At 41.7% G+C, this 13,577-nt stretch carries 10 protein-coding genes; 2 read left to right on the forward strand and 8 right to left on the reverse strand.

Annotation, left to right across the window (positions count from 1 at the left end):
- Positions 1 to 40 precede the first annotated feature (40 nt).
- The gene (locus AR334_RS19825) at positions 41 to 2,710 is read right to left on the reverse strand and encodes a PBP1A family penicillin-binding protein (protein ID WP_066316183.1); all 2,670 of its coding nucleotides are present in this window, start codon (positions 2,708 to 2,710) and stop codon (positions 41 to 43) included.
- Between the two features lie 315 nt (positions 2,711 to 3,025).
- Here AR334_RS19825 and AR334_RS19830 point away from each other — a divergent pair, with 315 nt between their 5' ends.
- The gene (locus AR334_RS19830) at positions 3,026 to 4,192 is read left to right on the forward strand and encodes a serine hydrolase (RefSeq protein WP_066316186.1); all 1,167 of its coding nucleotides are present in this window, start codon (positions 3,026 to 3,028) and stop codon (positions 4,190 to 4,192) included.
- A gap of 43 nt (positions 4,193 to 4,235) precedes the next feature.
- On the opposite strand, the gene AR334_RS19835 is transcribed toward AR334_RS19830, so the two are convergent.
- From AR334_RS19835 to AR334_RS19860, 6 genes are all read right to left on the reverse strand, one after another.
- On the reverse strand, positions 4,236 to 5,396 hold the full coding sequence (locus tag AR334_RS19835; RefSeq protein ID WP_066316189.1) for an ABC transporter permease: 1,161 nt from the start codon (positions 5,394 to 5,396) through the stop codon (positions 4,236 to 4,238).
- A gap of 12 nt (positions 5,397 to 5,408) precedes the next feature.
- Positions 5,409 to 6,629, reverse strand: a complete 1,221-nt coding sequence (locus AR334_RS19840; RefSeq protein ID WP_066316191.1) for an ABC transporter permease — start codon at positions 6,627 to 6,629, stop codon at positions 5,409 to 5,411.
- A 13-nt stretch (positions 6,630 to 6,642) separates the two neighbouring features.
- Positions 6,643 to 7,572: an ABC transporter ATP-binding protein gene (locus tag AR334_RS19845; protein WP_066316194.1), complete on the reverse strand. Its 930-nt coding sequence runs from the start codon at positions 7,570 to 7,572 to the stop codon at positions 6,643 to 6,645.
- A 138-nt stretch (positions 7,573 to 7,710) separates the two neighbouring features.
- A complete protein-coding gene (locus tag AR334_RS19850) occupies positions 7,711 to 8,400 on the reverse strand; it encodes a response regulator transcription factor (RefSeq protein ID WP_066316196.1) in 690 nt (229 codons plus the stop codon).
- Positions 8,397 to 9,650 carry a sensor histidine kinase gene (locus AR334_RS19855; RefSeq protein WP_066316199.1) on the reverse strand — a complete coding sequence of 418 codons (1,254 nt, stop codon included), beginning with the start codon at positions 9,648 to 9,650 and terminating at the stop codon, positions 8,397 to 8,399. The genes AR334_RS19850 and AR334_RS19855 overlap by 4 nt, the downstream gene beginning before the upstream one ends.
- A 352-nt stretch (positions 9,651 to 10,002) precedes the next feature.
- Entirely contained in the window at positions 10,003 to 10,488 is a 486-nt protein-coding gene (locus tag AR334_RS19860; RefSeq protein WP_066316200.1) for a DinB family protein, read from the reverse strand.
- 909 nt (positions 10,489 to 11,397) lie between these two features.
- On the opposite strand from AR334_RS19860, the gene AR334_RS19865 reads away from it, so the two are divergent.
- Positions 11,398 to 12,786 (forward strand): VWA domain-containing protein, encoded by a 1,389-nt coding sequence (locus AR334_RS19865; RefSeq protein ID WP_066316203.1) that lies wholly within the window; start codon positions 11,398 to 11,400, stop codon positions 12,784 to 12,786.
- Positions 12,787 to 12,895: 109 nt separating this feature from the next.
- Here AR334_RS19865 and AR334_RS19870 read toward each other — a convergent pair whose 3' ends face one another.
- Complete coding sequence (locus AR334_RS19870; RefSeq protein ID WP_066316205.1) at positions 12,896 to 13,555, reverse strand: hypothetical protein; 660 nt, start codon at positions 13,553 to 13,555, stop codon at positions 12,896 to 12,898.
- Positions 13,556 to 13,577: the final 22 nt, after the last annotated feature.

Genomic DNA, 13,577 nt, shown 5'->3' on the forward strand with positions numbered 1-13,577 from the left:
CGCTAAAAGCAAGACGGTCTCCTTTACTGATTACCTAAGGTTATTGATTTTTTTTCGTGTCTCCATTCCCTGATTCTGCCTCTCCGACATTCCCATTGTCATTGTTGTCATTCTTCTCTTTGTTATCTACTGTAACAGAAGTGGAAGCTGGTTCACTAGTTCCCGTATTATTGGAAGCCACTACCGTAATGACATACTGTTGCCCTGGCTGTGGATTGTTTATCGTTGCATTCGTACCTGGTGTTGTCAATGTTTGGGTGTTGCCATTTACCGTATACGTAACGGTATAGGCTACATTTTGTGCATTGTCATTTTTGTTTTTCCAACTGATGGTGATTTGATTCGATTTTTTATCATATTTTGCCTTCAAATCACTTGGACTTTTTAGCACTTCAGTATTTCCTTCAACCTTTCCTTCAACCGTTAAGGAAGCAGAAGCGGCATCACTCTTGCCACCTTCTGTCACAGCTACCACATTAAATACATATGGCTTCCCTTTTTCCGGGCTTGGCAGCACCGCTTGCCTGTCACTCGTTGGTGGCAGATTCGTTGTGTTTCCATCCACGGTATAAGAAACCTCAAAGGTGGTTGCGGCGTCAGTTTCAGAACTGTAATTCCAGGTTAAAACAATGCTGTCTGAAGCTTCATCGTAGACTGCCTTCACATCTGTCGGTTTATCAGCCTTCGGCGGCTTCGGTTTTTCCCCGCCTTTGACGTAGTATTCGTTGCCGGATTTTAGAACACTTTTTGGTTGTTTAAATGTCTCCTTGCTTGCATTTGCCCGCGACAGGATGGCTTTAAACACTAATTTTGAAAAACTAGCACTCTGACTTCCTAAATAGTCATCTTTTGACTTTGTTTGGGTGTAGCCGGTCCAAACCGCACCGGTGTATTGCGGCGTATATCCGACAAACCAGGCATCCCTGGTCGCATTGCCCGGCAAGCCATATTTGGCGATTGCCGACTTGTCAAAGCTGGTAGTTCCTGTTTTGCCCGCTAAATCAAGACCCGGGATATTGGCCATCTTCCCTGTGCCGGAATCAACGACCGTCCGCAGCATATCAGTAATGAGGAAGGCTGTATAATCCTCCATCACTTTCTTTTTGCTTGAAGCTAATTTCTGTTCTGTTCCATCCGCAAAAATTACCTTTGAAACCGTATATGGCTCATTATAGTAACCGCCATTCCCAAATGCGGCAAACGCACCCGCCATATTTAGCGGGGAAGCGGCATCAATGGCACCGATGGCATTCGATTCATTGCCCTTTTGCTTATCTGAAATCGGGAACCCAAGACTATTGGCAAAATCAGTCGCATAATCTGCTCCTACTTCTTGATACGTTTTTAAAGCGGGAATATTCCGCGACCAAGCTAAATGATCTCGTATGGTCCGATCTCCAGCATAGGAACGGCTGGCATTGCGAATCGGTGTCCCATTTGAGTATTGATACGGTTCGTCCTTTAGAATGTGTCCCGTCGACCATTGGAATTTTTCAATGGCCGGGCCGTAATCAAGAATCGGTTTAATCGTCGATCCAGGATGACGATTAATCCTTGTGGCGTGGTTATAGCCTCCGGCTTGATAATTTCTCCCGCCCCCGATGGCTTTGATCGCACCCGTTTGAGTATCCAAAATGACAACGGCTGACTGCAATCTTTCATTATCTGGATATTGGATAATCTCATTTTTAGATAGGACATCCTCGGTTATTTGCTGGATTTCCGGATCAATGGTTGTATAAATTTTTAATCCATCTTCAAAAATATTTGAACCTGTTTTGGCTTGAACTTCCTGAATCACCGTATCGACAAAAGCCTGGTACTTATTGGTTTGTCTTTGTTGAATATTTAACGTATCTGCAATCGGTGTGCTTTGTGCCTTCTTCATATCCGCTTCAGAAATATAGTCGTGTCTATTCATATAGTTAAGAACCATATTTCTTCGTTGTTCTGCATTGGCAAGATTACTTTCAACAGTTGGAATATAGCGATTTGGGCTTTGCGGTATCCCCGCCAGCAAGGCCGCTTGTTCGAGCGTTAATTGATTTAACTCATCGGGACCCAAACCGAAGAACCTTTCTGCCGCTTTTGCCACCCCATAAACGTCACTGCCATACAGATTTTTATTAAAATACATTTCAAGGATTTGATCTTTAGAAAATTTTCTTTCTAATTGAACGGCCAAATACCATTCCTGCACCTTTCGACTAATCGTTTTTTCAGTTGTTAAAAATGAATTTTTCACAATTTGCTGTGTGATTGTGCTACCGCCTTGCGAAGTACCGGAAGTGAGATTCGTGAAAACGGCCACAAGTGTCCGCTTGACATCAATTCCGTGATGCTTATAAAAACGGGCGTCTTCTGTTGCCAACACCGCATTTTTGAGGACATCCGGTATTTGATTGATGGAAATATCATCCCGCTTTTCGGTACCAATCTCGGCAATTAACGTGTTCCCATCAGCAGCATATACCTCAGACGATAATGGATCTTTCAATAACGTTTCGTCAAATGTCGGTGCATCTTTGATAATCCATAGAAAAGCACCAACGCCCACCAGGAGCATAACAAGTCCGAGGGCAAGACAAATATAAACAACTTTTTTCCAACTTATTTTTCCGCGTTTCTTGCTCTTAGGCTGTTTTGAAGTTCTTTGCTGCTGTCCTTGGATTTTTTTCCGCTCTATGCGAGAACGATAATCTTCTGACATGTTTCGTATACCTACCTTTTTCATGGCTTCTATAAAACTTCTGTTTTTTCTATTATCCCATGATTTATTAATTTGCAAAAATCATTCCATTGAGAAAACCACTTTGCTCATCCATTATACGAACTATTATTACCCAACAGCACGACTCTTTTCAACTATTGCGATATTCTTAAAAATTAAATCGACCTCTTCATCACACGGTAACAAATTTATACTCTTCCATGTTACCCTATTAGAAAAATGTAAATTTTATGAAAAATATTTCAAAAAATGGTATATTTACCTATGTGCATTTATTTATAGAGGAGTGTTTTTATGATTAAGAAATCTACTAAAATATTAGGAGTTCTGATCCTTTCGATTCTGATCATTGCAAGTATCATAATAGCCCTAAAAGTTGATTTTTCAAATCCAGAGGACTTAGAAAAATTTGTACATAACAAAATGAATAAAACAAATGTACCTGGCGTTTCAATTGCGATCATAAAAGATAATAAAGTTGATAGATATATCAGTTATGGCTATGCGAATATTGCCGAAGGGAAAAAAGTCAATCAAGATACGGTGTTTCAAATTGCCTCACTTTCAAAAGTAGTCACAGCTACCGCCATCATGCAATTGTATGAAAAGGAGAAATTAAATCTCGATGATGATATAAACAAGTATCTTCCATTTTCAGTTTTCAATCCAAATTTTCCAAATGAACCTATTACAATAAAAATGCTACTCGACCATACTTCTGGAATCAATGACAATTGGGATGTACTCGATAGCCTTTATACGATAGATAGTGGGGGCGGCGACTCCGAAATTTCGATTGGTGAATTTTCTAAAGAATATTTAGAGGTAAGTGGAAAGTGGTATTCAGTAGAAGAAAATTTCACAGAAAATAAACCGGGAACAACTTTCGTTTATAGTAATGTGGGATACGGCCTTTTGGGCTATATTATAGAACAAATTAGCGAACAACCATTTGATCAATACACAAAAAACAATATTTTTAAACCACTGGGAATGTCAGAGACAGAATGGTTGCACAAGAATATGACAACAGAAAACTTCGCATCCCCTTATGATAACCAAAAAGAGCTGCCTAGATATTCTTTCCCAACCTATCCTGATGGTTCATTAAAAACAAACGCAGTAGATTTCAGCAAATTCTTAGTAAGTATGTCGGATAAAAGCAACACAATATTAAAACCAGAGACAATTAAGGAAATGTTAAGTCCTCAATCAAATGATGGAAAACAAACCTTAGGTTGGAGTTATTCATCTTTAGATGACATTTTCATGAAAAAGTTAAATAACGGAGATATCGTTGGCCACACAGGTTCAGATCCTGGTGAGTTTTCAATAGCACTCTATAATCCGGAAAAAAAGAACGGCTTGGTCATATTTATGAACCAGCAAATGGGATTAAAATTACAAACGATAAATATTTATTTTATGATCAAGAGAATTGTAAACGAAGCTGATTTATAAAATAAAGGAAGGGAGGGTGATTTTCCCCTCCCTGTTAGGAATTTTACTCATAACGTACTCTAGAAATGCCAACGGCCATAAATATCGCGGCAAATCCGAGCAATATTCCAATGGAACCAAGTACGTCAAGTAAAGTTCCTCCATGAGTCATAACCGTTTTAAACCCTTCCATCGCCCAGTACTGAGGTACAAACAGAGCGATCTTTTGCATGAAATCAGGCACTAGCTCTATTGGCCAATAGACACCGCCAAGCATACATGTTGGGGAGATAATGATGATTCCCATTAGCATTTGCTGCTCTGCTGTTTTCACGAATCCCGCTACCATCAATCCCAGTCCAATGGCACATAACAAGAGCGCAGATACTAAGCAGAACTGAGCCAACAAATTTCCCCATACCGTTCCGAATATAAAGTGCGAAGCTGTCATTAATATGGCAATCTGCAACCATCCGATGATGAGGAAGGAGAGCATATAGCCACCCATGATGTGAAAGCGTGATGAAGGGGTAGAGAGTAAACGGTACCATACACCGATTTTTCTGGCTTCCAAGATTTTACCTGTTACAATCGTTAATGTGATCATGAGAAACAAGATGACAAATCCTACTAATCTCTCGGATTGATTGTTAGAACGATCGAGTGAACTTCCTTTTGAAATGTTCTTAGCGTCGACCGTTATTAAATTTGTCCCTAATGCAGCAGACATGCTTTGATAGCTAGCCGTCAACTCTGACCCCGTACTATTGGGATTCACCAAGTGAGCAGCTTTTACTTTAATTGATTCCTGTGCCATGGCATTATCAATGATTTGACGAATGGAACCCGCTATACTTAAATCTGGTCCATGCCGGAAAAATACTTCTGGTTTCTCACCATTGAAAAGCTGCTCAGCAAAACCTGATGGAATCGTGATCATTCCGGAGATGCTTTTATTACTTAATTGTTTCTCTGCCTCACTTAGTTCCATTAACTTGAGGTGTAACCATTCTTCCTGCCCCATCTTCTTCACGAGTTCCTGAGAGATTGCCGTTTTATCTTGATCGACCAAGGCAATGTTGAACGAAGTAGCACCATTATTTCCACCTACTCCAGCAAATAAAAAAGTGAAGATGAGTGGCATAACGAACATGAGTATATAGGATGAAGGTTTCTGATATACACGTGCGATTTCAAATGTACTAATTGACCATATACGTCCCATTCTATTCTCCTCCTACTGATAACGTAAACGCAAAGTTCCAATGAGCAGTGATCCCGTTCCGATCGCTAGTAATACAATAATGGGCAGCAGCAATGCTTGCCAGGTAGTACCGCTCATAATATCGATAAAGCCATTTAATGCCCAAGTATTTGGTGTGATATGTGCAATCTTACGCATGAAATCCGGGAATACGGTGATCGGCACCATAGAACCACCTAGCGCAGCGAGAATTTGCACACCAAGTCCCGAGATCGTCTCGACCGCTTGCTCATTTGCGATCATAGCCGCGATCATCATCGACAAACCAGATACAGCAATGGCATACGTCAAGCCTATGACAATGCTTTGCAGCACATTTTCTCCCCAGTTAACTCCAAATGCCACATTCGTAGCACCCATAAAGATCAGCAGTTGAAGAATGGAGAAGGCAAGTGTTCCTACATATTTCCCTAGTAAAATGCTCGTTTTGCTTGTCGGGGTGTTCATTAACCGTGCCAATGTCTCTGTAGAGCGTTCATTAATGATCATTTTTGCCCCAACAGTTGCATTATAAAGCAGGAACATAGCTAACATCGCCGCAGCATAGTACTGCATGCTGGAAACTGCTTTTTTTCCAATCGGCTGGTCTACGACAAAGGTATCTTCACTACCTGCTTCATCACTTAATTGACCGATTACTTCTGCTGCAAGTGATTCAAAATTGACAGAGACAACTGCTGCTGTTTCCTTTGGATTGGCCAACTGCGTCGTGACCTCTTTAGACGCCTTAGCTACAGCTCCCACACGATTTGCATATGACGTAACAATCGAGCGTAAAAATTGCGAAATCAATGGTTTTCCTTGATCTTGCAGTACTTCTAGCTGCGTCGATTCTGCTGCCCCAATTTTTTGGCTAAAATCTTGAGGGATGATCAATCCCACATCATTTTTTCCTTCGATAACTTGTAATTCTACTTTTTCTTTACTGGCAAACGTTTCGATCGTTATATTTGATACTAACCGTTCGTTCTGCAGCACATCTTCAATGAGACGAGTGCCTAATTCTCCTGCATCGGCATTGTATACTGCAATCGTCATCTTTGGCATGGAAGTAGTGTCATCATTCAGCACTCCATTCAGCGCCGTGCCTAAAATCGCTGTAAGCAGGATAGGCAGAAATAAGAAGAGCGCCATTCCTTTCCGATCCTTCAAGCGAATTTTTATATCTTTCCACGCGATAATCCATACTTTCATCACTGACTCCCCCTTAGTCTCTTAACGTGCGTCCGGTTAATTGCAGGAAAACAGATTCCAGGTTCGGTTCCTGAACATCAACCGATAATACGTGTAATCCCGATTGTACGACGAGGGCGACCGCATCACCCAAAGCTTGTCGTGCATCTGAGGCATAGATCGTGATCAGTTGGCCGTCTGCTTTCACGCTTTGCAAATTTTGAATAGTTCCTAGTGTATCGATTAGTTCTGGACTGCTTGCATTTACTTTAACTTGAATGGAAGTAGCTCCCACTAATCGATTGCAAAGCTCAGCTTTTGTGCCAGATGCAATGACCAAGCCCTGGTCAACAATGGCAATTCGCTCGCACAGGTACTCAACTTCCTCCATGTAGTGGCTCGTATAAATGACCGTCATACCTTCTTGGTTGAGCTTCTTAACAGTTTCTAGAATATGATTTCTTGATTGTGGATCGATTCCAACGGTAGGTTCATCCATAATCAGTAACTCTGGTTTATGCATGAGAGCCGCTCCGATATTAATACGACGTTTCATACCGCCCGAGTAATTTTCAATTTTCTCTTTAGCTCGGTCCTGTAAGCCGACGATTTCCAATACTTCTTCCGTCCGCCTCTTTGCTTCCACTCTGCTCAGGCCATACATCCGACCCCAGAAGTACAAATTCTCTCTTGCAGAGATCGTCGGATACAAAGCAATATCTTGTGGAACAACTCCGATCTTACGTTTGACTTCCATCGGATTCTGTTTAATGGACACTCCGCCTACGGTTACATCTCCGCTGCTGCTCTCAACCAGTCCGCAAATCATCGAGATGGTTGTTGATTTTCCTGCACCGTTTGGACCCAGCAATCCAAAAGATTCACCTTTGTTAACTGAAAATGTAACACCGCGAACAACTTCACGATTTCCAAAGCTTTTCTTTAAATTATCTACTTTTAACAATGTCAGCACCTCTTTTTTCTTGTTCTGTTACGTTCAGTCTACCTGATTCGATTACTGCTTCCATCTATCGGAAGGGAGATTTTGACCATGCAAAAAAGCGACCCTTTAGGATCGCTTCGGATGTGACTATGCTAAAAGTCATGTATCAAAAGTGGTGATGCCATGTCGGACGGCAAATATGGCCGCTTGTGTTCGGTCGCGTAACCCCAGCTTCGTGATGAGATTGGATACGTGGTTCTTTACCGTTCCTTCCGATATATATAGGAGTTTTCCAATTTCACGATTGCTTAACCCATACCCAAGCTGCTTTAAAACCTCCATTTCACGTTCTGTCAGCTCCTCCGGGATCTGAACGGGTAACGGAATTTGACTAGCGCTAGATGAAGCAGCTTCTCCCTGTCCTTCGGTTCTTCGTTTCAGTTCGGCAAAAACTTGTGCCGTTAAGTCGGGAGGCAGCACGACACCGCCTGCTTGTACGGTCATAATCGCTTGCACGATCATTTCAGCGGGCATATCTTTTAGCAGATATCCACTTGCCCCTTCGTTTAACGCATCAAAGATCAAGTCACTATCATTAAATGTAGTCAAGATAAGCACCTTGGTTTCTGGCAGATGTTCCCGAATGAGACGGGTCCCCTCCACACCATCAACTCCAGGCATACGAATATCCATCAATACGAGATCCGGCTTTTCGCGTTTTGCCGCTTCCAGAGCCTCAGCTCCGTTCGATGCTGTACCGACTACCTCTATCTCCTTCGTAAGACTCAGGATTGTTTTCAAGCCATCTCGCATCAATTGTTGGTCATCTGTAATAATAATTCGAATCATGCCTCTGCTCCTCCATACGTCCAAGTTTTGGTTTGTATCGGAATTGTGATCTGCACACGAAACCCCTGGCCCTCTACACTTTCAAATTGGATGGATCCGCTATGTTCCTCCAGGCGTTCCCGCATATTGATGAGACCGAATCCCGGTACCACTTCCGCCGCTCCATAGCCATTATCTGAGATCATAATATCAATCTGATCATCATTTGTATGCAATGTCACTTCAGCTTCTGATGCATTGCCATGACGTTTGGCATTGGTCAACGATTCTTGAATAAGGCGAAAAATCATTGGTTGCAACGAAGTTGAAATCCGCGTGAGATCACCTTGTACCCGTAGAGACGTTACCATACCAGTCATGTCTGAAAAGTCTTTCATTAACTTTCTTAGCTTATCTGTAAGCGTGAGAGGGGTTCCACCTTCGTCACGAAGTGCGCGAACAGACAATCGTACTTCCTGTAACGCCGACCTGGCTAACTCTTCACAGCGGTTTAATGTATCTTCCGCCTGTTTTAGATCGTGTTGTTGCAGCATACGTGCCGCTTGGAGCTGGACAATCAGGGCGGTCATTGTATGTCCAACGGTATCATGGATGTCACGAGCAATTTTGTTCCGCTCACTCGCAGCGGTCAGGTCCTCCACTTGCTGTGCATAAATCCTAAGCTGATCATGTGTATCTTGAAGCTCGGAATGAGAATGAACCAAACTTTCATATTGCTCCGCTATTTTTGCTCTAGCTTTAAATAAATAGCCTACCATAATCCCTACAAAACTAGAATTCAACACAAAGCCGAGATTAATTAACATATCCATAAAACGGAAATGCCCTGTGTGCAAATAGTTGAGAGTCCATAGATAAGTCCAAACGATTGCAAACAATAAGCTGGCGATTAGAATGATTCTTCGATTATCTGTAAAGATTAGCAGCGTAATGCCAATAATCCCAAAATTAATTTGATAGAGTGTCAGAGTTGGAAAGATCATTCCAAAAGCGATTGTTACGATAAAATCAATACTTGTCCATAGAAGGTGATACTTCGTCGTTCGCTTATTAAAATGAAGGAAGTGTGTAAGTGTGTAGACAAGCATTACAGCTATTACGAAAACGATTTTCCAGTACGTAATAGCTTCATTCGTGAATATATAGCTTCCCCCTATGAGAAGCAACATAATTAACCGCAACTCTCGCATTAAATAAAAGGTAATCGGAACATCTTTCCGCTGCTCTTGCTTAATTTCCCACAATCTCATAATCGCATCTCCTCAACAAATAGCCTGTTGCTCCCACCTGGAAACAAGCGCACTGCTTATTTCACGTCAACCGTCCGCTGGTAATCTATCAATTGTTTCTTTATTCGATAATCGCTGGGCATTCCCCTTTTTTATTCTTTTGTTTTATTTGTAGATTAATATTCTTTGTCAGTCAATCAAACGTTTAATTAAATGGTTGCAAATCCTTGTTGCGACAGCCTTTTAGCACTCTTTTTAGGTAAATTATTTGTCGTTATACATTTTGCCACAAAACAGTTCCGTCAAAAGACAATGGAAAAGCGATGCCACTTTAGAGCATCGCCTCCGTTAAGGAACAAAAACTGATTTTGAATTATTTTTTAGAATGAGAGGCAAGACCCCGTCCGATAAGGTTTGCGGAAACAGGCTTTCTTCCCAATTCTCTTGCCCAGATGGATAGTTGTCCGCTATGGTGAATTTCGTGAGCAATGATATGTCTCATTATTTCTCCCCAAGTATCGGTTTCAATTCTTCCATCTGGCAGGGTATCGTAAAATACTTGATTTTCCATACTAGCATTCCAGTTGTTCACAAAGTTTTCCACTTCCACATGAAATGCTGCGTCCAATTCTCTAACTTTGGACAAGCTTTTATAATCATCGAAATTCTCCTGAAAGTCCGGTTTCCCCTGTATGAGACGGATCCAGCTCCACTCGACATCAACAATATGGAAAAGTGTATGCAATATACTGCCCATTCCGCCCGTTCGGTTTTGCAAAAGCTCTTCTTCGCTTAACTCTTCACACCAACGATACCAGTCTTCTCTGACCAACCAGTTATACCTAAAAAGTATTTGCAATAAAACCCCTCCGCAATAAGAAATAAATTCCCGTATTTTCAAAAAACTTATTTAGTATGACTATTTCAACAAATATTGGATAAATTCCTTTTTCAACCAGAATCTAGACGAACGAAAAAGCGTAATGTCCCGAACTATGGAATCGCAAATAATACCTTGAAATTCACCTCCTTTTAAATAATTTTTCATTATGAGAGGTGCATTAATGACCCATTTGGTAGAAAAACCGGAGAGAAGGTGTCATGAGAGGTGCGGCCATGACGCGTTTGGAAGAAAAACCGGAGGGAACACGTCATGGGGAGTGCGGCCATGACGCGTTTGGAGAAAAAACCGGTGAGAACGCGTCATGGGGAGTGCGGCCATGACGCGTTTGGAAGAAAAACCGGAGGGAACGCGTCATGAGGAGTGCGGCCATGACGCGTTTGGAGGAAAAACCGGTGAGAACGCGTCATGAGGAGTGCGGCCATGACGCGTTTGGTGGAAAAACCGGTGAGAACGCGTCATGAGAGGTGCGGCCATGACGCGTTTGGTGGAAAAACCGGAGGGAACGTGTCATGAAGAGTGCGGCTATGACGCGTTTGGAGAAAAAACCGGTGAGAACGTGTCATGAGAGGTGCGGCCACGACTGGTTTGGAAGAATAATTAGAGAGAACGCGTCATGAGATGTGTGTCCATGACGCGTTTGACTGAAAAAACGGAGAGAACGCATCATGAGAGATGCGTTCATAACTTCAGCCACGACATCCTCTTACTTTTTCCAAGAATAAGAGCCAAATCATAGGAGAAACGACCCAACCCTACATTGGGTCGAAAGGTTATAGGTGTAAATTTCCAGTTATTATACAATAAAACCGATGTGCTTTTTGTAAACAACTGGATTTGAAAAAGTAAGGGGGAGTCAAACAAAAAATGCGGGTTCAAAAAGTGATGGCACGGTTGGTTTTGTTGATGATGGTCTTTTTCCTAGCCGCCTGTGGTTCAAACGAGAAAAAAACCTCCGCCGATTCGAAAAGTGGAGAGACGACGAAAAGCGAGAAAGCTGGCAAAGGGAAAAGTGACAGTGACAAGGACGAAAATAATGGGAACATAGCCACGACTGTTGAGGAAATTGCCAAGGAGAAGGCTGGTAAATTTGCTGGCCTTGCCTATAATAAAGCGGTGGTAAACCGGGCATTAGATGAAAAAATCTTTCAGGATAAGGACAGCTTCCAGGTCTACAATACGCTGGTTGGACTCCTCGGCGAAGGGCCGGAATACAAGGAGTTGATCCAGTTTGCAGAGGACTTCAATCCCAATGTGGAAACGGCCTTGACGAAAACGCCTGAGGAGAAAAACTTGGAACAGAATGGTGGAACAGCAACCGGTGCTCCTAATATCTCCATTTTGCTCGATGCAAGCGGGAGCATGGCCGCGAAAATTGGCGGCAATACGAAGATGGATCTGGCCAAAGACGCCATTAATCAGTTTCTTGCATCTATGCCTGAAGGCTCCAATGTTTCATTGCGGGTGTACGGGCACAAAGGAAGTAATAGTGACGGTGATAAGCAAGTCTCCTGCGAAAGCACTGAATTAGTCTACGAACTGCAGCCTTATAACGAAACGGGTTTCAAGGATTCGCTCGGTCAATTCCAGCCAACCGGCTGGACACCAATAGCGAAAGCCATTTCTGAATCGAAGAATGATTTTGGCGAAGCGGGCAAACAAGGCCAAAATATTATTTATGTAGTCAGTGACGGAATTGAAACCTGTGAAGGCGACCCAGTACAAGCGGCCAAGGAGCTTCACGATTCCAATATTAAAGCAATGGTCAATATCATTGGCTTTGATGTTGATCAAAATGGCCAAAAACAATTAAAAGCGGTTGCTGATGCAGGCGGCGGGAAGTTCGAAACGGTCCATACCGCGGATGATTTCAAGCGCGTTTGGGAGCGTGAAAGAACCCGGCTTTATAATGAATGGAGTGCCTGGAGCGCGAAAAACTATAATGAGGTATCAGCCGAAGTATCAAAAAAAATCAATACCCTTTATCAAAAGAAGTCCAATTTTTCCAATTTAATTTATGACGAAAAATCGCGCATCACCAATGCCATCTACTACCTGAGGCAAAAAGAACAAATCTCCCCTGATGTCAGGGAAGAACTCGAAAGTCTGGCGCAGCAACGAAAACGAATTCTAGAAGACTATGTCAAAGATAAATACAAAGGCCTCATCGACGAAATGGAAGCGGAAGGCAGACGAATTAAGAAGGAAATCGAAGAAAAAGGTAAGGAAATGAAAGATAAATATAATAATAATTAAGAAGCAGGAAAGAGTTCTTTGTTTTCTTTGCAAACAGAGAACTCTCCCCTGCTTCCCTTTTTTCAGATACCATGGAAAATCAAGAAATGAGACAACTTGTGACAATACATTATTTTTCACGATATGATTTAATAATCTCGAGATATTGGGTATCACCTAACCCATAATGCTGGAATTCCACAATTAATTTCGTTACAAGCTCTTCTTCTGATACATCTTGGCACTTTTTAATATAATGAATGAGATCACTATCTTTATTAAGATAATTCAAATACAATTCAATTCCCCTTTTTAAAGGGTCTGGAAAGATAGATTTGGGAAGCTTTTTTTGAATCAGCACTTGTTCATAAATCGGATAATATCCCTCAGCCTTCAAGGTAAAACTGTCCTTAAGTTCAAACTGATCACCGACTATATGTAGTGCAATATCCCCCCTATAATCTGTCAGGTCCAACCAGGCAAGAATGGTGAGAATATTGATTTGACAAAACATATCGGCATCAAACCATAATGAAATTTGGGTGAAATTTTTACAAAAGAGAGGCTTTAATGGTTTTAAAGTGATTTCACTATATTGTTCAGGTGTCACGTGATGAACCTTGGCACGTATTTGAGTGAATTCATCTGAAAATATATCATGACAAGTGTCTCCATAACACATAGCCTCGTTAAAAGGAATCATCAATTCTCCTTCAAGAAAATCTGTCATTTTAAAATAATCATACATGGATTGTCCATTTAATAGATGTAAGGTTCCTTTTTGAGACATAGATATAACTCCTTTTTCTTCA

Source organism: Bacillus sp. FJAT-29814, assembly GCF_001510715.1.
In the GTDB taxonomy this organism is placed as follows: Bacteria; Bacillota; Bacilli; order Bacillales; family Cytobacillaceae; genus Neobacillus.